Source organism: Novosphingobium sp. SG707, assembly GCF_012275515.1.
Classification (GTDB): Bacteria; Pseudomonadota; Alphaproteobacteria; order Sphingomonadales; family Sphingomonadaceae; genus Novosphingobium.
This window is the reverse complement of record NZ_JAAZQL010000008.1, coordinates 156,540-178,554: the sequence shown is the minus strand read 5'-3', so window position 1 is coordinate 178,554 and position 22,015 is coordinate 156,540. Positions and strand designations below refer to the sequence as shown.

Sequence of the window (22,015 nt, the reverse complement as noted above, 5' to 3'; positions counted from 1 at the left end):
CTGGCGGGGGTTTTGTTTTGTGAGGTCGCGGGTTTTGTGCCTCCGGCGGGCAAAGGGACTCGGTCCCTTTGCAATCCCATTATGGGGTGGCGCTAGGTGGGCGACGTTGCAGACTGGGGCATAGGATAAAGGCCTGCGGCGCGGTAAGCTCATCGCTCGCCGCGCCGCAGGCTTTATAAATTCAAACGTTGCGTCCGACACCGAACATCGAACCCGTAACGCAACGCAGGCAGTAATGGGAGCGCGAGGGTCTAGACCCTCGCACTTATCCCTTCCCCTTAAATCCCCACGCCCGGCTGCGCCCGCTTGCGGGTATTATCCCCCTGCCGCCCGGTGGCATTGTCCAGAAAGTCGGGATTGGCCGCAGGCGCGGGCTGATTGTCGGTGGGGTTGTTGCCATCGGGGATCGCGCCCTCATCGGTCGGCACATAGGCGTCCGGCCCGCTCAGGTTGGCGATATCGTCGGGTTCCAGCTGCCAGTCAGGCAGGGTCAACTGGGTTTCGAAAGGTTCGACCGGACGCTGCGCCACGGCGACCTTCATATATTGGGCAAAGGCGCGCGCCGGGGCCGTGCCGCCCTGCAGGCCGGGCACCGCCTTGGCATCGTCGCGGCCCATCCACACGCCCGTGGTCACGCCGCTGGAGAAGCCGAGGAACCAGCCGTCCTTGTTGCTGCTGGTGGTGCCGGTCTTGCCTGCGACAGGGCGGCCGATCTGGGCCGCGCGGCCGGTGCCGATGTTGACCGCCGTCTGAAGCAGATCGGTGATCCCGGCCGAAACGAAGGGCGCGACCAGCGTCTGGCCCTGCTTCTGGGCATGTTCATACAGCACGCGGCCATCGCTGGCGACGACCTTGACGATGCCATAGGGCTCAACCGATGTGCCCCGCGCCGAAACGGCGGCAAAGGCCTTGACCATGTCGATCACACGCACGTCATTGCTGCCCAGTACCATTGAGGGATTGGTCGAGATCGGCGTGCTGATGCCGAAACGGCGCGCCATGGCGGCCACGGCGTCAAACGTCACCTGCTGGCCCAATTGCGCGGCCACGGTGTTTTTCGAATAGGCAAAGGCGGTGCGCACGTCGATCTGGCCCGCATAGGTGCCGCCCGAATTGCGCGGGCTCCACCCATCAATGGTGACGGGCTGGTCAACCACCGGATCGTCAGGCTTCACGCCCGCCTCCAGCGCCGCCATATAGACGAACAGCTTCCACGCCGAGCCGGGCTGACGCAGGGCGTTGGTCGCGCGGTTGTAATTGCTGGTCACGTAATCCAGCCCGCCCACCATCGCCAGCACCGCGCCGTCGCGGTCCATGCTGACCAGCGCGCCCTGCGAATCCTTGGGCGTATAGCCCTTGATGGCCGAGGTCGCGGCATTCTGGAGTTTGGGATCCAGCGTGGTCCAGACTTCCAGATTGTCGTGATTGTTGGGGTCGCGCGTTTCAGGCAGCAGCACATCGAGCTGCGGCAGCGCCCAGTCGGTGAAATAGCGCACCGTGCTCTGCGAAGCTTCGGCGGCCAGCTTGACGGATTGCAGATCGACGCTGTCGGCCTGCGCCGGGGTGATCGCGCCGGCATCGACCATCACCTCGAGCACAACCTTGGCGCGGTCGATCGCGGCCTGCTGGTCGGCGGTGGGGGAATAATGGCTGGGGGCCTTGACCAGACCGGCGATGATCGCGGCCTCGCCAAGGCTGAGCTGGCGACCTTCATGGCCGAAGAATTTGCGCGCGGCCGCGTCCACGCCATAGGCGCCGCCGCCGAAATAGACCTTGTTCAGATAGAGTTCGAGGATCTCATCCTTGGAGAACTTGAACTCCAGCGCCAGCGCGATCAGCGCCTCGCGGGCCTTGCGGTTCCACGTGCGGTCATTGTTGAGGAAAATCGTGCGGGCCAATTGCTGGGTCAGGGTCGAGCCGCCCTGACGCCATTTGCCCTTTTGCGCGCGCACATAAAAGCTGCGCAGCACGCCTATCGGGTCAATGCCGATATGGTCACGGAAACGGCGATCCTCGGTGGCGACGATGGCCGCCTTCATCTCCGAGGGAATGTCCTGATAGGACAGCCATTTGCCATAGCTGGGGCCCATGGCGAACAATTCGCTGCCGTCGCGTGCGCGCACCAGGATGGTCTGGCCGTTCTGGCTGGTCTTCATCGTGTCGAAATCGGGCAATTGCTGCGCTTCGAACCAGACAGCGGCAAAAGCCATGAGCAGCACCAGCAGGCCAAAGGCCCCGGTCCAGATGGCAATTTTCTTCAAAAACCCACGCAGGCCTGAACTCGATTCTTTATCGGAATCGCCCGAACCGCGCCTATTCTGCCTTGCCATCGAAATGCCAACCCCTGCTGCGCGCGCGGGAGAAAGCCGACGCCGCGCCAATCATGCACAAACCATGGGCGCACGAAATGGATCCCCGTGCGCCCTGTCAAATCCGCATAGGCGATAGAGCGTCCTTGGTTAACCTGAAATTGCTGGCTTGTGCGCAAAATCGGGCGATCAATCCTTGGGTTCGAAATCCAGACTGGCGCTGTTGATGCAATAACGCAGGCCGGTGGGTTGCGGACCATCGGGAAAGACATGGCCCAAATGGCCGTCACAGCGTGCGCAGCGCACCTCGGTGCGGATCATGCCATGCGACATGTCGCGGTGCTCCAGAACAGCGTCGCTGCCCTCGGGGGCATAGAAACTGGGCCAGCCCGAGCCGGAATTATATTTGGTGTCCGATGAGAACAACGGCGCGCCGCAGCCCGCGCAAAGATACTCGCCCGCCGCCTTGTTGCTTTCATACTCGCCGGTAAAGGCGCGTTCGGTGCCGCCTTCGCGCAGGACATGATATTGCATCGGGCTCAGACGCGCGCGCCATTCTTCCTCGGTCTGGGGCATATGGGGGTCGGCCATGGGGGGGTTCTCCTTTGCTCTCCAGACATATGGGGCGCGCGCTCCATCGCGGCAAGCCCCCGGCTCTGGGGCCACTGCGGCAAGAATGTCGCGGTGGTGGTGAAAATGGGATTGGGAATAACAATCACATTGCTGAAATTTTCACAAACGCGATAAACAGGCGTTGACGCGGCGTGCTAGGGATTCGCCGCGCACCTATGAGAGGATGCATCATGATCGGTATTCGGGGGCTTTACCTGTCTGGCGCCTGCGTTGCGATGATCGCAACCGCCACCACCGTCCATGCTCAAACCGAGCAGCCCAAAAAGGACGTTACCACAGGCGAAATCGTTGTCACCGCGCAATTCCGCAGCCAGAAGCTGCAGGACACGCCGCTGGCCATCACGGCCATGACCGGGGCCTCGCTGGCCGCGCGCGGACAGACCAATGTGGCCGAAGTGGCCGCGCAAACGCCCAATGTCACGCTGACCCCGCAAAACGCCTATCTCGGGCCGGGCATCATCGCCTTTATCCGCGGCGTGGGGCAGACAGACCCCAATTTCGCGCTCGAACCGGGCGTGGGCATGTATATCGATGACGTTTACCTGCCCACCCTCACCGGCTCGCTGCTCGACCTGATGGACCTTGACCGGGTTGAAGTGCTGCGCGGGCCGCAGGGCACGCTTTCCGGGCGCAACTCGCTGGGCGGTTCGATCAAGCTCTATTCGGTCAAGCCGCAGGGCAATGGCAAGGGCATGGTCGAAGGCACCTACGGCTCGTTCAACCGCATCGACATGCGCGGCTTTTTCGACCTGAAACTGGCCGACAATCTGTTCCTGCGCGTGTCGGGCGCGACCAAGAACCGCGACGGCTATGTCAAGCGGCTGGATTACGCCAAGACCCACCCCGGATCGAATGTGCCCACGCAGGCCACCGGCGACAGTCCGGTGCTGGGCACGCTGGGCGGCACCAGCTTTACCGCGGGCAAGGTCGCGCTGCGTTGGCAACCGGCCAGCAATGTCGAGGTCAATGTCTCGGGCGATTACACCCGCCAGCGCGACGAGCCGGGCGCGACCGTGCTGATCTATGGCAATTCCATCGCGCAATTCGCCGGTTCGCCCGTCAGCAAGTCGCCCGCCCGCCCATGGCTGCGCGGCACCAATGGCGCCCCGATTCCCTTGAACTGCGCCTTTGTCGCCAGCGGCGTGAACAGCTGCGACACGGTGCCCGCAGGCTATGACGGGCGCTATGTTTCCTATGCCACCTTCTTCGACAATGCCGCATCCGACAGCCAGATGCCTTACAAGCCGCTGACGCTGAACCCGCATTCGAACCTCGACAATTATGGCTTTGCCGGGACCATCGACTGGACGATCGCCGAGGATCTGGCGCTCAAATCGATCAGCGCCTATCGCCATTACACTTCCTCATGGGCCTTTGCCGAAGGCGCCCCGGTCCAGCCCTCGATGCTGGAGCAGGCGCAGGCCAATACCCAGTGGAGCGAGGAAATCCGCCTGTCCGGCAAGGCGCTCAACCGTCGTCTGGATTACACGGTGGGCGGCTTCTATTTCCATGCCAAGGGCACCTATACCGGGCGCATCGACCTCAACTATGCAGGCATCGACTTCCTGCACGGACCGGACACGACGCCTGCCACCAACAAGGCGGTTTTCGCCAATGTCTCGGGCAAGCTGACCGAGGCGCTGACCATCACGGGCGGCGTGCGCGCCAGTTGGGACACCAAGGATTACACCTATTCGCGGCATAATCCCGATGGTTCGACGATCCTGCCCTGCACCGGCTATCCCTTTACCGTGGGCCAGCCTGCGAATTGCGCGATTGCCGCTCTGAACGGCCTCAACGCCCATTTCGAAAAGCAGCGCACCGACTGGCGCATCGCGGGCGACTATCGCTTCAGCCCCGAACTGATGGTCTATGCTCAGGTTTCGACCGGCTATCGCGCGGGCGGCGTCAATCCGCGTCCCTTCTATATCAACCAGGCCCAGTCCTTCCAGCCCGAAACCATCGTGGCCTATGAGGCGGGCTTCAAGACCGACCTGTTTGATCGCAAGCTGCGCTTCAACGTGTCGGCCTTCTATAATGATTACAAGAACATCATCCTGACCGTTCTGAATTGCCCCAACAATCTGGGCTTCCCCTCGACGCCTTGCCTGCAACCCAAGAATGTCGGCTCGGCCCATGTGAAGGGCATTGAAATCGAAACGATGATCCGCCCGACCGCCGGGCTGACCTTCGATGCTTCGCTGTCCTATCTCGATTTCAAATATACCACCGTGGACACGGCCAGCACCGGCGTGACCGCCAGCATGGTTCCGCCCTACACGCCCCAGTGGAAGTGGAACGCGGGCGTGCAATATGACATCCCCGATGTCCTGAAGGGCACGCTGTCGCTGCGCGCCGATGGCAATTACCAGTCGCACATCTATGTCGACCCCACCAATGTCGACAGCGCCGTGGTTTCCACCAGCACGGCCACCAATGGCGGCGGCGGATCGCTGGCGACGCAGGTGGCGACCAACCGGATCAACGGCTATTTTCTGGGCAATGGCCGGATCACATGGAAGAGCGCCGCCGATGGCTGGACCGCCAGCGTCGAGGTGCGCAACATCTTCAACAAATACTACTTCACCTCGATGACCGCGAATTACGTGTCGATCGGCACCGTGTCGGGCGCGCCCGGCCTGCCGCGGACATGGGCGGTGACGCTGAAGAAGGACTTCTAAAGGATGGGAAAGGGGGAGGCCGAAAACCTCCCCCTTTCTCTTTACAGCTTGGCGAAAAGCGCGAGTTGGCGGGCATAGGCGCGGTCCGCCTCGCCCTTGTCATAGGATGGCGCGTCCAGCGTGCACCAACCATGATCGGCATTGTACACTTCGACCTCGGCCGGACGCCCGGCGGACGCAGCGGCGGCTTTGAGCGCATCCTTGTCGCCGGGGCTGCGCGCATCGTCATTCTTGGCGATGGCAAAGAGGAAGCCCGCCTTGGTCGCCCCGATCAGCTTGTTCGGACTGTCGGCCGCATCGCCCACCAGTCCGCCGCCGTGGAAACTGGCGCAGGCCGTCACGCGGTCGGGATTGGCGGCCGCCGTGCGCACGGTATAGCCGCCCGTCATGCAATAGCCCGCCGAGCCGATCTTGCGCTTGGTATCCACCGCCGCCTGCTTGTCCAGCCAGCCCACGAAAGCCTTGGCATCGCTGATGATGCCCGGCGTGGTGATCGCGGCGATGGCGGGCTTCAGCTTCTCGCCGCCCGCCGGGGTGCGCCATTCGGCAAGGCTGTTCAGCAGCGGCGCCTTGGCCGTGCGATAGTAGTGGTTGACCAGCAGGACCGCATAGCCATCGGAGGCCAGACGGCGCGCCATCACCTTATAGGCGTCGCGCGAACCGGCAATGTCGGGCCACACGATAATGCCCGGATGCTTGCCGGTGGCGGGGTGGACAAAGAAAGCGTCGCATTGCCCATCGGGCGTGGTGATGGCCACCGCGTTTTCTTTGAGCGCCGCGCCTGCGGCAATCGCCTGCTGCGCCCCGGCCATGGCGGCGGCGGCGCCTGCTGCGCTCACGGCGGCAAACTGGCGGCGCGATAGGCCGCGCGTGGCGGCATTGGCATCGTCATCGGCGATGGTGAGTTCGTCGCACATGGGAATGCTCTCCTTGATGGACAGGCCCGCGCGGCCCGCCGTTTTTCCGGCGCAAAGCTGGCGCAGAAACGGAGATAATTCAACCACGCCCAATCGGGCGATACAATTTGCGCGCCCGGCCGTCGAAAGGGGATTGCATGAGGCCGCAAAGCGCATAAGATGCTAACAAACGTTACGATAAAAAGGTGAGGATCATGGCAACAATCGCAGGGGCCGACGCGCCCGCAAACGCAAGGCAATTCCCGCAAACGCCGCATTTTATCGGCCTTAATCAGCCGGTCGGACAGGAACTTACGCTCACGGGCCTGAAGGTCGAAGGCACCCTGCCCCCCGAGGTGCTGGGCAGCTTCTATCGCGCCGTGCCCGACCCGCATTTCGCGCCCAAGTTCGATGACGACAATGTGCTCTCGGGCGACGGCATGATCAGCCGCGTTTCCTTCAACGCCGACAACACCGTCGATTACGCGATCCGCTATGTCCGCACCGCGCGCTGGCTGGCCGAGGAAGAAAAAGGCCATGCCCGCTTTGGCCGCTATCGCAACCCCTTCACCGACGATGCCGATGTGGCGGGCGTTGATCGCACCGTGGCCAACACCACGCCGGTGTGGCACGCCGGACGTCTGCTGATGACCAAGGAGGATGGCCGCCCCTATCGCATGGACCCGATCACGCTGGAAACGCTCGGCTCCTATGACTTTGGCGGCAAATTGAAATCAAAGACCGTCACCGCCCATGTCCGCATCGATGCCGCGACCGGCGAGATGTTCCTCTATGGCTATGAGGCCGATGGCGAGGCCAGCACCAAGATCGCCTATCTGATCGTCGACAAGGACGGCCATCTGACCAGCGAGCAGTGGTTCGATGCGCCTTATTGCGCGATGATGCATGATTTCGCGATCACCGAAAATTACGCGCTGTTCCCGATCTATCCCACCACCTGTTCGCTCGAACGCCTGAAAGCGGGCGGCGATCACTGGGTGCATGAACAGGAAACCGACAGCTGGCTGGGCATCATGCCGCGCTATGGCAATGTCTCGGACATGCGCTGGTTCAAGGGACCGAAGGGGGTTTCGGCCTATCACTTCATGAACGCCTTTGAAGATGCCAACGGCATCATCCATTTCGACCAGTGCCTGTCGAACACCAACGCCTTCCCCTTCATCCGCGAGGCTTCGGGCATCCATATGGCCCCGTGGGAGGTGCAAGGCGCGCTGACCCGCTGGAGCGTGGCCCCCAAGGGCGACGCGACAGACGTGACGCAAAGCGTGGTCGGGCCTCCGGGTGATTTCCCCCTGATCCCGGCGCAGATGCAGGGGCGGCCCAACCCCTATGGCTGGATGCTGACCATGGACCCGCAGATGAAGGGGCCGCCGCTGGCCGGTGGTCCGGTGGGGGCGATGTTCAACACGATCATCCGCCTCGATGTCGCGGGCGCGGCCGGTCAGGTGCTCGATGCGCTGGCGCTGCCGGTGGGGTGGAGCCTGAACGAGCCGGTCCATGTGCCGTCGAATGATCCCGACCATCTGGGCTATATCGTCACCATCGTCGATCATCAGACCGGCGATAACCAGTTCGAACATGCCGCATGGGTGCTGGATGCGGGCGCGCTGCACAAAGGCCCTGTGGCTAAGGTCGCCATCCCCGCCCGCCTGCGACCGCAGGTCCATGGCTGGTGGGTGCCGCAGGGCGCTCTGGACGCGGCAGTTTAAGCGATGGGCCGGATCGTTATCACCGGCGCCAGCGGCCAATATGGTCGCGGCGTCACCGACCGGCTGATCGCGGCGGGTCTGGGGGATCAGCTGGTATTGATCTCCCGCACCCCCGCCAAACTGGCCGACCGCGAGGCTCAGGGCGCCGCCATCCGCTATGGCGATTTCGACCGGCCCGAAACGCTGGGCGATGCGGTGGCGGGGGCGGACACCATGCTGCTGATTTCCGGCACGCGGGTGGGCGCACGCGTGGCTCAGCACAAGGCCGCGATTGATGCCGCCGCCGCGCAGGGGGTTCGCCATATCCTCTACACCAGCTTCATCGGCATCGACGATCCGGCCAACCCCGCCGAGGTGCGCCACGATCACATCGAAACCGAGCGCCTGATCCGCGAGAGCGGCATGGACTGGACCATGCTGCGCGATGCGCATTATGCCGATGCGATGATCGTGATGGCCGGGCCCGGCGTGATGAGCAGCGGCCAATGGATCTCGAACGCGGGCGACGGGCGCGAGGCGATGGTCTGGCGCGAGGATTGCGTGGAAAGCGCGGTGGCGGTGTTGCGCGATATTACCACCGGAACGCGCGACCATGCGGGCCGGATCTACAACATCACCGGGCCGGAGTTGCAGAGCTTTGCCGAAGTGACCGCGATCCTCTCGCAGGTCACCGGCGTGCCGCTGGCCTACACACCCGTCTCGGACGAGGCGCAATATGCGATCTTTGACGCGATGGGCATCCCGCGCCGCCCGGTCGACGACCAAAGCGTCAACGGCATCCCGTGGAACAGCGACGACATGGTGACATTCGGCGCCGCGATCCGCGAGGGCTTTCTGGCCATTTGCAGCGATGACGTTGAAAAACTCACCGGCCGCCCGGCCCGCAGCGTGCGCAGCCTGATCGAGGCCCATGCAGACATGCTGCGCGCGGCCGCCCAACCGATGGAACATGCGAAATGAACGCCCCCTTCCCCCAGATTACCCCGGTTGAACCCAATATTGCCCATAAGGACCGCCTGTTCATCGGCGGCGCGTGGGTGGCCGCCCATTCGGGTCGCATGATCGAACAGATCAGCCCCGATACCGAAGAAGTGGTCTCCGCCGTGGCCGAGGCCGATGAGGCGGATATGGATGCCGCCGTCGCCGCTGCGCGCCATGCCTTTGACCATGGCCCATGGCCCCGGATGCAGCCGGGTGAACGCTTCGCGGTGATGAAGCGCATGTCCGCGATCCTGCACGCGCGCGTTGGCGAAACGGCGCGGGCATGGTCGATGCAGATGGGTGGCCTCGCCAGCTTTTCCGGCATCATGCAGGGCGGATCGAATGCCACGTTCGACGGCATCATCGCCATGGCCGAAGGGTTCGACTGGGTCGAAAAGCGCCCCACGGTGGGCGCGGCGGTGGGGCTGGTCGCCTATGAGCCGGTGGGCGTGGTGGCCGCGATTACGCCATGGAACGGGCCCTATGGCATCATGCTCAACAAGGTGGCCTATGCGCTGGCCGCCGGGTGCTGCGTGATTATGAAGCCCAGTCCCGAAACCCCGCTGGAGGCCTATATCATCGCCGAGGCGGCGCAGGAGGCGGGCGTGCCCGCAGGCGTGGTCAATCTGGTGACGGGCCACCGCGAGGCGTCGGATCATCTCATCTGCAATCCGGGCGTGGACAAGGTCAGCTTCACCGGATCGACCGTGGCGGGCAAACGCATCGCGCAGGTCTGCGGCGAGCGGATTGCGCGCTGCACGCTGGAACTGGGCGGCAAATCGGCGGCGATTGTGCTGGACGATTTCCCCATTGAGGTGGCGGCGAAGATCTTTGCCGGAACCATCTGCATGATGAGCGGACAGGTCTGCGCGATGCTGAGCCGCGTACTGGTGAGCAAGGCGCGCCATGACGAACTGGCCGCCGCGATTGCCGCCGAAATGGCGCAAGTGAAGATCGGCCACAGCGACGATCCGACGACCCAGCTTGGCCCGGTAGCGATGAAGCGGCAGTTGGAGCGGATCGAGAGCTATATCGAGGAAGGCAAACGCAGCGCGCAATTGGTCCATGGCGGCGCCCGTCCGGCGCATCTGCCCAAGGGCTATTTCATCGAGCCAACCCTGTTTGCCAATGTCGACAATGCCAGCCGTATTGCGCAGGAGGAAATCTTCGGCCCGGTTCTGGCACTGATCCCCTATGAGGATGAGGCCGACGCCATCCGCATCGCCAATGATTCCAGCTTCGGCCTCAATGGTTCGGTGCTGACGCAGGATGTCGATGCGGCCTATCGCATCGCGCGGGCGGTGCGCACGGGCGCGGTCGGACAAAACGGGCTCCGCATGGATTTCGGCCTGCCCTTTGGCGGCTTCAAGCAATCGGGCCTTGGCCGCGAAGGCGGGATCGAGGGGCTGCTGGGTTATACGGAATTGAAGACCATCCTGCTCGATGGGATGCCATCGGCGCTTTAAATCCCGAAAGGGCCAAAACCCGAAAGGGGGCGCCGGCCAGATTACGGCGACGCCCCCTTCCCCTCTCACAGTTCGTGATGTCGGGTCAACGCAGCTCGATACAGCCGCCATCGACGAATAGGTCGACGCCATTGATAAACGATGCGCGCGCGCTGGCAAGAAACAACACAGCCTCGGCAAGCTCTTCTGAGCTTCCCATGCGACCAATTGGCACCACTCCCGCCATCATTGCCTTCATTTCGGCGATAGTTTCCGGGCTTGCATCGCGCTTGAAAATTTCGGTGTCGGTGGGGCCGGGGCTGACCATATTGACGCGGATGCGGCGGGGCAGCAATTCCTTGGCCAGAATGCGCGCCATCGCCCGCAGCCCTGCCTTGGCCGCAGCATAGACCACATTGCCCGGCACGGCCGCCAGCGAACCGATCGAGCCGGTAATGACAATCGAGCCGCCATCGCGCATCAGCGGCAGGGCGCGCTGAATCGCAAAGAACGCGCCGCGCAAGTTCACATCATGGATCTGGTCCCAGAATTCCTCGGTGACTTGCTCGACCGGGGCAAAACCGCCCACGCCCGCATTGACGAACAAGACGTCGATCCCGCCCAGCGCCTCCTCGATTTCGGCCATCGCGCCCGCGCTTTGCTGCGGATCGGCCATGTCGCTGCGGATGGCCAAGGCGTCGAGATCCTCGGCCACCTCGCGCAGCATCGCCTGATTGCGCCCGGTCACGGCAATCTTGGCGCCCTCCTCGCGAAAGCGGCGGGCGGCGGCAAGGCCGATCCCCGCCGTGCCCCCAAGCACCACCACGCAGCGGTCAACAAATTCGCCCGAAATCGACACCATCGCTCAGGCCTCCGTCAAAACATCGTGTTCGTATTGGCCGAATGTTCCGGCACGGGCGAGATCACATCCCAATGCTCCATCACCCGGCAGCCCTTGACGCGAAAGATGTCGACCACCGCAAAGCCGCGCTGGGCCGCCGCATCGCCGCCCTCGTTCCACCCGTGCGAATGGACCGCGACCAGATTGCCGTCGGCGATGATGCGGTGGATCTTGGTATGCTGCCCCTTGTTTTCATTGACAAACTTTTCCAGGAAAGTGATCGCGGCATCGCGCCCGGTCGCGGCATAGGGATTGTGCTGAATATAGCTGGGATCGACCCAGCGCTCAAAGGATGAGCGCACCTGCTTCTTCATGTAAAACTCGTCCATGAACCGGGCCACGACCTGCTTGGGCGTCATTGTGCAAACACCCCCTTTGGCAGGCCCTTTGGCAGGCGCCGCCCCGACCGGCGCGGCCAGGAGCAACATGAAGGCGGCCATCGAAAAACGCAGCATGACACTCTCCCTGGTTCAGAACATGGAATTGGGATTGACGGGATTCGCGGGCACTTCCTGCAGCACATCCCAGTGTTCGACAATCATGCCGCCCGCCACACGAAAGATATCCACCACGGCCAGCCCCGGATCGCCGGGAAAGCGTTCGACATGGACATGCACCGCCACCATGTCGCCATCGACCAAGGTGCGATGGATGGTCTGGCGCGCATCGGGGCTCTCTGCGCGAACCTTGTCGAGAAACGCTTTCAAAGCCTCCACGCCCGGCTCGGCCAGCGAGGAATGCTGCACATAATCGGGCGCAATATAGTGGTCGACGGCCTGCGAATCCATCGCGATCAAAACCTTGTGATACATCTCGATCACGAGGCGCAGATTGGCCTCTTCCTGCGCAGTCCGCGCCATCATCTCTCTCCCCTGCCTGTTGTTTTTGCGCGATGAACATGCCTGTCCGCGCAATGGCTATTGTAACAATTGATAGCATATGCCAGACAGGATACAACCAGCGACAGGGACCATACCCCTCACTCCCCTGTCGCCAGATAATTGGGGAGAGGTTATGGATCGGACCGCGCTTTATGGCGTGCTCGACAGGTTTCTGGCGGCTTTGGCGGCGCGCGATGCGGGCGCGCTCGATTGGGCGCCCGATGCGCAATTTTCCGAAAACAACGTCATGCTGGACCCCGGCGATGGCGTGTGGAACACCATCCAGGGCATCGGCGAATACCAGCTCCGCTTTGCCGACACACGCACGGGCCAGGTCGGCTATTTCGGCACGATCATCGAGGCGATCGAGGAATCGGGCTTTACCCTGCGCCTTGCCGTCAACGCGGCGGGCCAGATCACGCAATGCGAAATGTGCATCGTGCGACAAAGCGATTCGGGCATCAAATTCGAAAACCCGCGCTATTGGACCAAGCCCATCCTTGAAAGCGATGCCGAGGCCCCGGTGGACCGCACCGAAATGGTGCGCCTGTCGAACGGCTATTTCGACACGCTGCAATTGAATGACGGCACGATCCACACACGCTTTCACCCCGATTGCAACCGGGTGGAAAATGGCGTGCAGACCACGCGCAACCCCGATTTTGCCAAAATCGTTCCCGTTTCCGCGCTGGGCTGTGAGGAACAGTTCCGCATGGGCAATTACCGCTATGACGATGAGTTGCGCGCCCGCCGCTTCCCGCTGGTGGATGAGGAGCGCGGCCTCGTACTGGCCTTCGGCTTCATCGACCATTCGGGCAAGCTCGAGCGCTATCAACTGACCGACGGGCGCTGGGTCAACAGCCCGGTGCGCCGCCCGCATTCCTTCTACATTTCCGAACTCTTCAAGATCGACCACGGCATGATCTGTCAGATCGAGGCCAATTTCATCACCGTGCCCTATCGCATGCCCAGTCCGTGGCCGCAGGAGGAACTGCCATGAAGCGGCTGATCGGCGCTTTGGCCATCGCCGCCATCGCCACCCAACTGGCTGCGGGCCAGCCGGAGGGCGCAGGCGCGCAATGGACCAACCCCGGCGGCGATGCGGGCAAGACCCATTATAGCCGCCTGACCCAAATCACCCCCGCCAATGCCCCGCGCCTCGGCCTTGCATGGATGGCCGAATTGGGCACCACGCGGGGCATGGAGGCGACGCCGGTGATGGTGGGCGGTGTGCTCTATACGGCTGGCGTGGCGGGCCGGGCCTATGCCCATGATGCGGCCACCGGGCGCCTGCTCTGGGCGTTTGAGCCGCAGGTGGATATGCAGCTCAACCGCACCGCCTGCTGCGATATGGTCAATCGCGGGCTGGCCGTGGCCGATGGCAAAGTGTTCATCGCCGCGCTCGATGGCTGGATGTATGCGCTGGACGCCAAAACCGGCAAGGTGGCGTGGAAGACCGACTTTATCGAAAACCGCGCCAAGGGCGACAATTCCACCGGCGCGCCCGAAGTCGCAGGCGATGTGGTCATCATCGGCATGGCGGGGGCGGAATATGACGTGCGCGGCTATGTCACCGCGCTGGACCTGAAGACCGGCAAGATCCGCTGGCGCTGGCATGTCGTGCCGCGCGATCCGGCGTTGGGGCCGCAGGAAAGGTCAGAACTTGAGGCTGCGCTGAAAACATGGGACCCGAAAAGCCGCTGGGACATTGGCGGCGGCGGGGCACCTTGGGATGCGATTCATTATGATCCCGAAACCGGGCTGGTGCTGATTGGCACCGGCAATGGCGGGCCTTATGCCACATCCAAGCGCAGCCCATCGGGCGGCGACAATCTCTATATCGGCTCAGTGGTCGCGCTTGATCCCAAAACCGGCGCGATGAAATGGCATTATCAGGAAACACCCGGCGACAACTGGGATTTCACCAGCACCCAACCGATGGTGCTGACCCATGTGAAACTGGATGGAGAGGACCGCCCGGTTGTCGTCCATGCGCCCAAGAACGGGTTCATGTATGTGCTCGACCGACGCGACGGGAAATTGCTGCGCGCCAATGCGATTGCGCGGGTCAATTGGGCCAGCGGGGTGGATCTGAAGACCGGGCGGCCCAATCTGACCCCGGAGAACGCCGACTACACCACCGGGCCCAAGATCGTGTTTCCCGGTACGCCGGGCGCGCGCAACTGGCATGGCGCGGCTTATAGTCCCAAGACTGGGCTCTATTATGGCGCGGTGCTGGATATCGGCAATCTGATCTTCATGACGCCGGGGCAGAAGCCTTTGAAGGCGCGGGGATTGAACAATGACGCCGCGCTGATCTTCACCACCGATGTGGGTGATGCGGTCGATACGCTGCCCCCGCCGCTGGCAGCCCAAGTCAAAGCCCTGCCCGCCTTTGCCGAGGCGGTGAAGAACCCCGGCACGGCGCAGATGCGCGCACTCGATCCTCTGACCGGCAAGACCGTCTGGGCCGCCGACATGCAGGGCTGGCAGGACCGCAGCGGGGCCTTGGTGACCGAGGGCGGGATCATGGTGCATGGCAATGTCGCGGGGCAACTGGTGGTGCGCAATGCAGCCAATGGGCGCATCATCAAGACCATCGACACCGGCACCAGCATCCTTGCCGCGCCGATGTCCTATATGATCGGCAAGACCCAATATATCGCCGTGGCGGCGGGCTGGGGCGGCGGGGGCTTTCCCTTTGTGCCGCGCTATGCCGCCGCCTATAACCGGGTCAATGCCAACCGCCTGCTGGTGTTCAAGCTGGACGGCAAGGCGCGAATGACGCCCCCGCCACGCCTGCCCGCGCTGACCGTGGCGCCCGAACCGCCTGCGCAGGCACCGGGCGTTACGCCAGAGACCATCGCGCGCGGGCAAGGGCTGTTCTTCGCCAATTGCGCGATCTGCCACGCCAACCGCCACCGCTCGATCACGCCCGACCTGCGCCGGATGCAGCCGGGCACGCATGAGGCCTTCCGCCAGATCTTGCTCGACGGCCTGCTGGTGCCCGGCGGAATGCCGCGCTGGAATGACATCCTGACGCCAGCGGACGCCGATGCGATCCACGCCTATCTGATCGACCTGCAATCCAAGACCCGCGTCGAGGAACTGGCCAAGGTGAAGGCGAAAAAGCCGCTCGACGGACCGGCGCTGACCATTCTTTCCAATTACTAGAGGCCGAACCCCATGGAATTTTCCACACTCGAAAACCCACGCCTCGAATTCGCCTTCGCCTGCACCTTGCGCTTCACGCGGGTCCAGATGGTGCCCGACATCCCATCGGGGGGTATGCGCAGCGCGGTCTATGTGGACGAGGGCACGTTTGAAGGCCCGCGCCTGCGCGGCCGCGCCGTGCCCAATTCGGGCGGCGATTATGCGCTGTTCCGCCCCGATGACACCGCCTGTTTCGACGCCCGCTATATGCTGGAGGAGGAAGACGGCACGCTGATCTATATGCAGAACAAGGGGTTCCTCTGGGGCCGCGAGCCGGGCGTGATGGACCGGCTGCGTCAATGGGCCTTTGCAGGCGGCGATCCGGTGCCCCATGCCGAATATTACCTGCGCGCCCAGCCCAGCTTTGAAACCAGCAAGGGCAAGCATGACTGGCTGACCCGCCACATCTTCATCGGCATCGGCGAGCGCCGCCCGGATGGCAACCATGTGCGCTATTACGCGCTGACGTAAAGGAGGCCGCGATGCCCACCGCCCAGATCGCCTATTCCGGACGCGGGGTGGAACGGCCCCGCTATTACGCCAATGCCCATCACCGCGATGTGCTGGACATTGTTTCACACCCGATGCACGTGGAAAGCGCGCGAGGGCTGAATGCGGACATCGACCGCGAGGGGTTTACACTGGCGCTGCATGACAGCGCGGTCTCGGACTGGCGCGATCCGGCGCAGATCGCCGGCGTCTATGCCGCCGAGATTGCGGCATTGGTCCAAAGCGTCACCGGGGCTGACGAGGTGAAGGTCACGCCCCACGGCATCCTGCGCTTTTCGGAAAAATCGGGCCTCGCGGGCAGCGGCAACAATTCCCACCCTGCCCGCTTTGCCCATATCGATGTGGCCGATGGATCATCGCGCATGATGGCCGAGCGCGGCGCGGGCGGGCGGCCCTTTCGCCGCTATGCCGCGATCAACATCTGGCGCGCCCTCTCGCCCGCGCCGCAGGATGTGCCCCTCGCCCTGTGCGATGCGCGCAGCGTGGCGGCAGGAGATCTGATCGTGGCGGATGCGATATTCGATGAACCCGATGGGCGTGAATGGGGCTTTGAAGGGCTGGTCGTCGCGCATAATCCGGGGCATCGCTGGTTCTACTACCCCGACATGCATGCGGGCGAGGCCATCCTGTTCAAGACCAAGGACAGCGACGAAGCCGCCGCGCGGCATATTCCCCATGTCGCGTTTAACGATCCCAACGCGCCGGGGGATGCGCCGCCGCGGGCGAGTATTGAGATGCGGGCGACGGCATATTGGTGGGAATAGAATAGGTGCCTCCGGCGGGCAAAGGGACTTGTCCCTTTGCAATCCCGTTACTATTTATGTGGTGCACAATATCGCCCGAAGCGTGACGTCGCCGCGCCGCAGGCTTTAAGATATTGCCTGCGGCGCGGAAATCTTAGCGCAACCCCCAAAACGGGATTGCAAAGGGCCCCCGCCCTTTGCCCGCCGGAGGCAAACCCGCTTCTTAATTCAAATCCGCAATCGTAATCTCCCGCCCCTCCAGCGCCGCCTTGTTCGCCGCCCGCCGCATCCGCTCGACCTCCAGCCGTTCAGGGGGAGCTTCATCCGATGGCAGAGCAGCCAGACTATCCTCATAGATCGCCTTGAAATCCTCGGCGAATTCCGGGTGGGTAAAGATCAGGCCCTTCCCCTCGCTCATGCCGGACAGGATGCGCTGCCCAGCTTCGAGCGGATCCATGCCAGCCGAGAAGACCTTGCCGAAATGTTCGAGCGCGCCGCGGTTCACCTCGCCAAAGCCGCTGTCGGCAAATTCGGCCGGGCGGCGAAAGGCGGAATCCCATGCGTTGGTCGCGACCAGCGCCGGGCAGACCAGCGAGCAGCCGATGCCCAGCGGCACCAGATTATAGCGCAAGCTTTCGGTCAGACCACGGACCGCGAATTTGCTGGCGGTGTAGATCCCCGCCTGAGGGCCGGAGAGATAGGCGGCCATGCTGGCGATGTTGACGACATGGCGGCGGCCGGTGGCGCGGCGCAGCGCGGGCAGGAAGGAGACCACACCATTGACGACGCCGCCAAAGTTGACCCCCATGATCCAGTCGTAATCGTCATAGGATGCCTCGGCGGTATTGCCGAAGACCGAGACGCCCGCATTGTTGACCACCACATGCACCGCGCCGAAATGCTCTTCGACCTGCGCTGCGGCGCGGGCAAATCCCTCGCGGTCGGTCACGTCGAGGCGCACCCACAATGGCTCCTCCAGACCGTTTTGCGCAAACCATGCTGCGGCTTTGCTGCGGTAATCCTCGTTGCGCCAGGACAGCGCCAGACGCATCCCCGCCAGCGCAAAGGCCCGCGCGATGCCAAAGCCCAGCCCGGATACGCCGCCGCTGATAAAGGCCACCCGGCCTGCCCAGTCTTTCGTTTCCTCGCCCATGCATTTTCCTCTCGCCAAGAGCATTATGATTGTTAGTATAGCATACAAATAGCCCCAAGGAATCGGGCTGGCAATATGGGAGAGTGACATGGCAGATACAGACGCCCGTCTGGCCGCGCTGGAGCGGCGCGTGCAGGAGCTGGAGGATATCAACGCGATCCGCCGCCTGCATTGGGCCTATGGTTACTATATCGACTTCAACCGGGCCGAAGATGTAGCCAATCTCTTTGCCGAAGACGGCGAGGTTATCTTTCTTTCGGGGATCTACAAGGGCCGCGAGGGCGCCTATCGTCTTTATGGCACATGGTTCAAATCTTTGTTCCTTGCGCCCGGCGAGGAAGGCCCCGCCTATGGCTTCCTGCTCGACCATTTCCAGATGCAGGACATCATCACCATCGCCCCCGATGGCCAGACCGCCAAGGGCCGCTTCCGCGGCATGCTGTTTGGCGGCAGCCATGAAAGCCGCGAGTTCAAGCCGCAGGGCCTGCCGCTGCAATTTATGGAGGCAGGCATCTATGAGAATGATTACGTTAAGGAAAATGGCGTCTGGAAGATCAAGCGCCTCGATTACATGATGCAGTGGCAGGGCGATTATGAAGCCGGCTGGTCAAAGACCACCGCGCATCTTCAGCCGCTGACCGAATGCTATCCGGCCAACCCCATCGGCCCGGACGAAATTCGCACCGCCGAATTGCGCCAGACTTGGCCCCATCGCCATGATGTGCCGATGCATTTTGCCCATCCGCGTTTCGGCGCCCTGCTCGCCGGACAGGTTCAGGAACCGGCCTGATCCTGAGGCTGCGCCGCTTCCCATTCGGCGATGCGGCGCAGAACCAGATCGGTCAAATGGCCCATTTCCCGCCGCTGCCTCACCGTCAGTTTGCCCAGCAGGCTTTCGGCCACGCCGTGCAGCATCGGCTGCATCCGGCGATAGGTCGCCTCGCCATCCTCGGTCAGGCGCACCGGGCGGCGGCGGCGGTTTTCCGGGTCGTTGAAATCCTCCACCCAGCCGCGCGCCTTGCACCCCGCGATTGCCCGGCTGACATTCATCGCAGACATGGCGGTAATATGCACCAGATCATGCCCGGCCAGCGGTCCTTCACCGGCCAGCGCCATCAACACCTTCACCTCGTTGGTGGAAGCGGCGAAGGGATCGCATACCCCGACCTTCATCGGATCGCCGATCAGGCTGCACAATTTGAGCAGGCTGATCAGCAGGTCGGTCAGACCGTCTTCGGCTGGGGCGGCACCCGGTTCAGGGGAGGCGTCTTCGGGCGGGGAAGCGGGCATGCTGTTACTGCTGTTCATGGTGGTGAAACTAACCACATCCGGGGAGCGAAAGGCAAGTTTTTTCCCCTTTTCACATTAACGAATGTGACCTTTTCGCATCAGTAACCCTATCAAGCAGGCCGCGCCCAAGAAAAACCCCCAAGCCTGCTTGCCAAGTTGAAAATCGTATGTATCACTCACAAACGTCAGGGCTGAAACAGCCCGATATAGGAGAGGGAATCATGGCCAGGACTATTGGCATCTTTACTCGCGCGCGCCTGGTTCAGGCGGTTGCCACCACGGCGATGGCCTGTGCGCTGAGCGCCGCGCCCGCCTTCGCCGCCGAAGCCGCTGACGCTCCGCCCGCCGATGCCGCAGAGCATGGGCTGAAGGAAATCGTGGTGACGGCCCAGTTCCGTTCGCAAAAGCTGCAGGACACGCCGCTTTCGATCACGGCGGTAACCTCCGACCTTTTGAAGTCGCGCAACCAGACCGACATCAGCCAGATTGCCGCCCAGGCCCCCAACGTTCAGCTCACGCAAATGGGCGGCGCTTTCGGCTCCTCGATGGCGGCCTATATCCGCGGCGTGGGCCAATATGACTTCAACCCCGCCTATGAACCGGGCGTGGGCATCTATATCGACGATGTTTACTATGCCTCGCTCACCGGCTCGGTGATGGATCTGCTCGACCTCGACCGGGTTGAAGTGCTGCGCGGCCCGCAGGGCACGCTGACGGGGCGCAACTCGATCGGCGGCGCGATCAAGATGTTCTCGACCAAGCCGAGCGCGGAAAATTCGGGCAATATCGAGGCTGCCTATGGTGCGCGCAACCGTCTGGACCTGCGCGGCAGCATGAATTTCGCGCTGACTGACTCGCTGTTCGTGCGCGTTTCGGGCGTTCACAAGCGCCAGGACGGCTATGTGAACATGATCGACTATGGCTGCGCCAATCCCGGCAATTCGCTGGGCATCACGGGCAATCCCAATACCGGCAAGGGCTGTGTGATCGGCAAGCTGGGCGAGAAGAATTACACCGGCGCGCGCGCCTCGATCCGCTACAACCCGAATGACAAGCTCGACTGGATCGTTTCGGGCGATTACACCTACGAAAACCGCAGCAATGCCGCCAGTGTGCTGACCGTGGACAACACGGCCAAGACCGGCGGGGTCGATTTCCGCTGCGGCAATTTCTGCACCTATGCCAATTTCTACATGCCCGCCGGCGGCCAGGCAGGGCAGGCCTATACGATGCCGATGAACACGATGTTCACCGGCTGGGGCGTGTCGAGCAATCTGAAGTACACGCTCAGCGACAATCTCAACCTCCAGTCGATCACCGCCTATCGCAAGTATCACCAGACCTTTGGCACCGACGACGATTTCACCCCCTATGGGCCGATAGGCGGGGCCGGTTACAATGACCTTACCTTCCGCTTCTTCAGCCAGGAACTGCGCCTGAACGGCAAGATCGGCAGCCTGGCCGAATGGACCATCGGCGGTTTCTACAATGACCAGACCTCGGTCTATTTCACCCGTCAGGACATTCGCTACATCGTGCCGAACGTGCCCAGCTTCTACCTGCAATTCCAGGGCAACGATCCGGTCAAGGCCAATTCCAAGGCCGGTTTTGCCACGCTGATCCTGCATCCCACCTCCAAACTCAACGTGACGGCGGGCCTGCGCTATACCAGCGAGCACAAGGATTACACCTTTGTCCGCCAGAACTGGTCGGGCGGCGCGCTGGTTGATCCGTTCGGCGTGGGCGCGCTTAATGGCAGCGTGGCTAATTACGACGGCAACAAGCTCGACTGGCGCATTTCGGCCGACTATCGCTTCAGCCCGCAACTGATGGCCTATGCCACGGTCAGCACCGGCTTCAAGGGCGGCGGCGTGACGGCGCGTCCGTTCACCAAGACGCAGGCCACCAACGGCACGTTCCGCCCCGAAACGCTCACTTCTTATGAACTGGGCCTCAAGAGCGATCTGTTCGACCGTCGTCTGCGCCTGAACCTGGCCGGTTTCGTCAATGACTACAAGAACATCCAGCTGCCGATCTCGGATTGTTCGCTGCTCGACGGCTTCGCGCCGGGCACCGATCCCTATCCCTGCGCCGCCATTCAGAATGCGGGCGATGGCAAGATGTGGGGTCTTGAAGGCGAACTTTCGGCCACGCCGATTGACGGCCTGAACATCGACGCCACGCTGAGCTGGATCGATGGCGAATGGAACCGGATCAGCGCGCAGGTCACCTCGATCAAACTGTCCGATCCGATCACCTCGCCCAACTGGCGTGGCAGCGCGGGCATTCAGTACACCGCCGATCTGGGCGGCAGCAACGGCACGCTGACCCCGCGTTTCGACCTGGTCTATACCGGCAAGCAGCAGATCGGCCGCCTGACCGTGACCAGCCCGCTGGATTACAACCCGGCCTTTGCGCTCGCCAATGCGCGCCTGACCTGGAAGAACCCCAAGCAGGATCTGGCGATCAGCTTTGAAGTGTCGAACCTGTTTGACAAATATTACTATCTGCCGCTGCGCTTCCAGGCGCTCTATGCCTCGGCAGGCACGGTTTACAGCAATGTGGGCCGTCCGCGTGAATGGGCGATTTCGGTACGCAAGTCGTTCTGAACTGCGCATTTTTGACCCGACTTTGGGGGGCGGATCGCAA

At 62.7% G+C, this 22,015-nt stretch carries 18 protein-coding genes; 10 read left to right on the top strand and 8 right to left on the bottom strand.

The window, feature by feature from the left end; all coding sequences use genetic code 11:
• Positions 1 to 278: 278 nt before the first annotated feature.
• Positions 279 to 2,210: a PBP1A family penicillin-binding protein gene (locus tag FHW92_RS20275; RefSeq protein ID WP_246870320.1), complete on the bottom strand. Its 1,932-nt coding sequence runs from the start codon at positions 2,208 to 2,210 to the stop codon at positions 279 to 281.
• A gap of 288 nt (positions 2,211 to 2,498) precedes the next feature.
• Positions 2,499 to 2,900, bottom strand: coding sequence for a peptide-methionine (R)-S-oxide reductase MsrB (msrB, locus tag FHW92_RS20270; RefSeq protein ID WP_168605095.1), 402 nt, complete (start codon positions 2,898 to 2,900; stop codon positions 2,499 to 2,501).
• 212 nt (positions 2,901 to 3,112) lie between these two features.
• Between msrB and FHW92_RS20265 the strand changes: the two genes are divergently transcribed.
• Positions 3,113 to 5,623: a TonB-dependent receptor gene (locus tag FHW92_RS20265; protein WP_246870309.1), complete on the top strand. Its 2,511-nt coding sequence runs from the start codon at positions 3,113 to 3,115 to the stop codon at positions 5,621 to 5,623.
• Between the two features lie 41 nt (positions 5,624 to 5,664).
• Here the strand turns inward: FHW92_RS20265 and FHW92_RS20260 are convergent, their stop codons facing one another.
• A complete protein-coding gene (locus tag FHW92_RS20260; RefSeq protein ID WP_168605135.1) occupies positions 5,665 to 6,540 on the bottom strand; it encodes a dienelactone hydrolase family protein in 876 nt (291 codons plus the stop codon).
• 194 nt (positions 6,541 to 6,734) lie between these two features.
• On the opposite strand from FHW92_RS20260, the gene FHW92_RS20255 reads away from it, so the two are divergent.
• Genes FHW92_RS20255 through FHW92_RS20245 form a run of 3 tightly spaced genes read left to right on the top strand, consistent with a single transcriptional unit; the run spans position 6,735 to position 10,696 of the window.
• Positions 6,735 to 8,249, top strand: a complete 1,515-nt coding sequence (locus FHW92_RS20255; RefSeq protein WP_168605094.1) for a carotenoid oxygenase family protein — start codon at positions 6,735 to 6,737, stop codon at positions 8,247 to 8,249.
• Positions 8,250 to 8,252: 3 nt separating this feature from the next.
• On the top strand, positions 8,253 to 9,209 hold the full coding sequence (locus FHW92_RS20250) for an SDR family oxidoreductase (protein WP_168605093.1): 957 nt from the start codon (positions 8,253 to 8,255) through the stop codon (positions 9,207 to 9,209).
• A complete protein-coding gene (locus FHW92_RS20245) occupies positions 9,206 to 10,696 on the top strand; it encodes an aldehyde dehydrogenase (RefSeq protein ID WP_168605092.1) in 1,491 nt (496 codons plus the stop codon). The genes FHW92_RS20250 and FHW92_RS20245 overlap by 4 nt, the downstream gene beginning before the upstream one ends.
• An 85-nt stretch (positions 10,697 to 10,781) precedes the next feature.
• Here FHW92_RS20245 and FHW92_RS20240 read toward each other — a convergent pair whose 3' ends face one another.
• From FHW92_RS20240 to FHW92_RS20230, 3 genes are read right to left on the bottom strand one after another with little or no spacing between them, the layout of a single operon-like run.
• Complete coding sequence (locus FHW92_RS20240) at positions 10,782 to 11,537, bottom strand: SDR family oxidoreductase (protein WP_168605091.1); 756 nt, start codon at positions 11,535 to 11,537, stop codon at positions 10,782 to 10,784.
• Between the two features lie 14 nt (positions 11,538 to 11,551).
• Complete coding sequence (locus FHW92_RS20235) at positions 11,552 to 12,031, bottom strand: nuclear transport factor 2 family protein (protein WP_168605090.1); 480 nt, start codon at positions 12,029 to 12,031, stop codon at positions 11,552 to 11,554.
• 15 nt (positions 12,032 to 12,046) lie between these two features.
• Positions 12,047 to 12,439 (bottom strand): nuclear transport factor 2 family protein, encoded by a 393-nt coding sequence (locus FHW92_RS20230; RefSeq protein WP_246870308.1) that lies wholly within the window; start codon positions 12,437 to 12,439, stop codon positions 12,047 to 12,049.
• 151 nt (positions 12,440 to 12,590) lie between these two features.
• On the opposite strand from FHW92_RS20230, the gene FHW92_RS20225 reads away from it, so the two are divergent.
• Genes FHW92_RS20225 through FHW92_RS20210 form a run of 4 tightly spaced genes read left to right on the top strand, consistent with a single transcriptional unit; the run spans position 12,591 to position 16,944 of the window.
• Entirely contained in the window at positions 12,591 to 13,457 is an 867-nt protein-coding gene (locus FHW92_RS20225) for a hypothetical protein (protein WP_168605088.1), read from the top strand.
• Complete coding sequence (locus tag FHW92_RS20220) at positions 13,454 to 15,631, top strand: PQQ-binding-like beta-propeller repeat protein (RefSeq protein ID WP_168605087.1); 2,178 nt, start codon at positions 13,454 to 13,456, stop codon at positions 15,629 to 15,631. The genes FHW92_RS20225 and FHW92_RS20220 overlap by 4 nt, the downstream gene beginning before the upstream one ends.
• 12 nt (positions 15,632 to 15,643) lie before the next feature.
• Positions 15,644 to 16,141, top strand: coding sequence for a DUF3237 domain-containing protein (locus tag FHW92_RS20215; protein ID WP_168605086.1), 498 nt, complete (start codon positions 15,644 to 15,646; stop codon positions 16,139 to 16,141).
• A gap of 11 nt (positions 16,142 to 16,152) precedes the next feature.
• Positions 16,153 to 16,944, top strand: coding sequence for a CmcJ/NvfI family oxidoreductase (locus FHW92_RS20210; RefSeq protein WP_168605085.1), 792 nt, complete (start codon positions 16,153 to 16,155; stop codon positions 16,942 to 16,944).
• Between the two features lie 202 nt (positions 16,945 to 17,146).
• On the opposite strand, the gene FHW92_RS20205 is transcribed toward FHW92_RS20210, so the two are convergent.
• Positions 17,147 to 18,076 (bottom strand): SDR family NAD(P)-dependent oxidoreductase, encoded by a 930-nt coding sequence (locus FHW92_RS20205; protein WP_168605084.1) that lies wholly within the window; start codon positions 18,074 to 18,076, stop codon positions 17,147 to 17,149.
• An 88-nt stretch (positions 18,077 to 18,164) separates the two neighbouring features.
• Between FHW92_RS20205 and FHW92_RS20200 the strand changes: the two genes are divergently transcribed.
• Positions 18,165 to 18,866: a nuclear transport factor 2 family protein gene (locus tag FHW92_RS20200; RefSeq protein ID WP_168605083.1), complete on the top strand. Its 702-nt coding sequence runs from the start codon at positions 18,165 to 18,167 to the stop codon at positions 18,864 to 18,866.
• Here the strand turns inward: FHW92_RS20200 and FHW92_RS20195 are convergent.
• Positions 18,851 to 19,384 (bottom strand): MarR family winged helix-turn-helix transcriptional regulator, encoded by a 534-nt coding sequence (locus FHW92_RS20195; protein WP_168605082.1) that lies wholly within the window; start codon positions 19,382 to 19,384, stop codon positions 18,851 to 18,853. The two genes, FHW92_RS20200 and FHW92_RS20195, sit on opposite strands and share 16 nt — an antisense overlap.
• Positions 19,385 to 19,587: 203 nt before the next feature.
• Between FHW92_RS20195 and FHW92_RS20190 the strand changes: the two genes are divergently transcribed.
• A complete protein-coding gene (locus FHW92_RS20190) occupies positions 19,588 to 21,975 on the top strand; it encodes a TonB-dependent receptor (RefSeq protein WP_168605081.1) in 2,388 nt (795 codons plus the stop codon).
• Positions 21,976 to 22,015 lie beyond the last annotated feature (40 nt).

What these genes read in the sequence shown, in the direction of transcription:
- FHW92_RS20275 (WP_246870320.1), bottom strand. Translation starts at nt 2,210, where the DNA reads ATGGCTTTTGCCGCTGTCTGGTTCGAAGCGCAGCAATTGCCCGATTTC.
- msrB (WP_168605095.1), bottom strand. Translation starts at nt 2,900, where the DNA reads ATGGCCGACCCCCATATGCCCCAGACCGAGGAAGAATGGCGCGCGCGT.
- FHW92_RS20265 (WP_246870309.1), top strand. Translation starts at nt 3,113, where the DNA reads ATGATCGGTATTCGGGGGCTTTACCTGTCTGGCGCCTGCGTTGCGATG.
- FHW92_RS20260 (WP_168605135.1), bottom strand. Translation starts at nt 6,540, where the DNA reads ATGTGCGACGAACTCACCATCGCCGATGACGATGCCAATGCCGCCACG.
- FHW92_RS20255 (WP_168605094.1), top strand. Translation starts at nt 6,735, where the DNA reads ATGGCAACAATCGCAGGGGCCGACGCGCCCGCAAACGCAAGGCAATTC.
- FHW92_RS20250 (WP_168605093.1), top strand. Translation starts at nt 8,253, where the DNA reads ATGGGCCGGATCGTTATCACCGGCGCCAGCGGCCAATATGGTCGCGGC.
- FHW92_RS20245 (WP_168605092.1), top strand. Translation starts at nt 9,206, where the DNA reads ATGAACGCCCCCTTCCCCCAGATTACCCCGGTTGAACCCAATATTGCC.
- FHW92_RS20240 (WP_168605091.1), bottom strand. Translation starts at nt 11,537, where the DNA reads ATGGTGTCGATTTCGGGCGAATTTGTTGACCGCTGCGTGGTGGTGCTT.
- FHW92_RS20235 (WP_168605090.1), bottom strand. Translation starts at nt 12,031, where the DNA reads ATGCTGCGTTTTTCGATGGCCGCCTTCATGTTGCTCCTGGCCGCGCCG.
- FHW92_RS20230 (WP_246870308.1), bottom strand. Translation starts at nt 12,439, where the DNA reads ATGATGGCGCGGACTGCGCAGGAAGAGGCCAATCTGCGCCTCGTGATC.
- FHW92_RS20225 (WP_168605088.1), top strand. Translation starts at nt 12,591, where the DNA reads ATGGATCGGACCGCGCTTTATGGCGTGCTCGACAGGTTTCTGGCGGCT.
- FHW92_RS20220 (WP_168605087.1), top strand. Translation starts at nt 13,454, where the DNA reads ATGAAGCGGCTGATCGGCGCTTTGGCCATCGCCGCCATCGCCACCCAA.
- FHW92_RS20215 (WP_168605086.1), top strand. Translation starts at nt 15,644, where the DNA reads ATGGAATTTTCCACACTCGAAAACCCACGCCTCGAATTCGCCTTCGCC.
- FHW92_RS20210 (WP_168605085.1), top strand. Translation starts at nt 16,153, where the DNA reads ATGCCCACCGCCCAGATCGCCTATTCCGGACGCGGGGTGGAACGGCCC.
- FHW92_RS20205 (WP_168605084.1), bottom strand. Translation starts at nt 18,076, where the DNA reads ATGGGCGAGGAAACGAAAGACTGGGCAGGCCGGGTGGCCTTTATCAGC.
- FHW92_RS20200 (WP_168605083.1), top strand. Translation starts at nt 18,165, where the DNA reads ATGGCAGATACAGACGCCCGTCTGGCCGCGCTGGAGCGGCGCGTGCAG.
- FHW92_RS20195 (WP_168605082.1), bottom strand. Translation starts at nt 19,384, where the DNA reads ATGAACAGCAGTAACAGCATGCCCGCTTCCCCGCCCGAAGACGCCTCC.
- FHW92_RS20190 (WP_168605081.1), top strand. Translation starts at nt 19,588, where the DNA reads ATGGCCAGGACTATTGGCATCTTTACTCGCGCGCGCCTGGTTCAGGCG.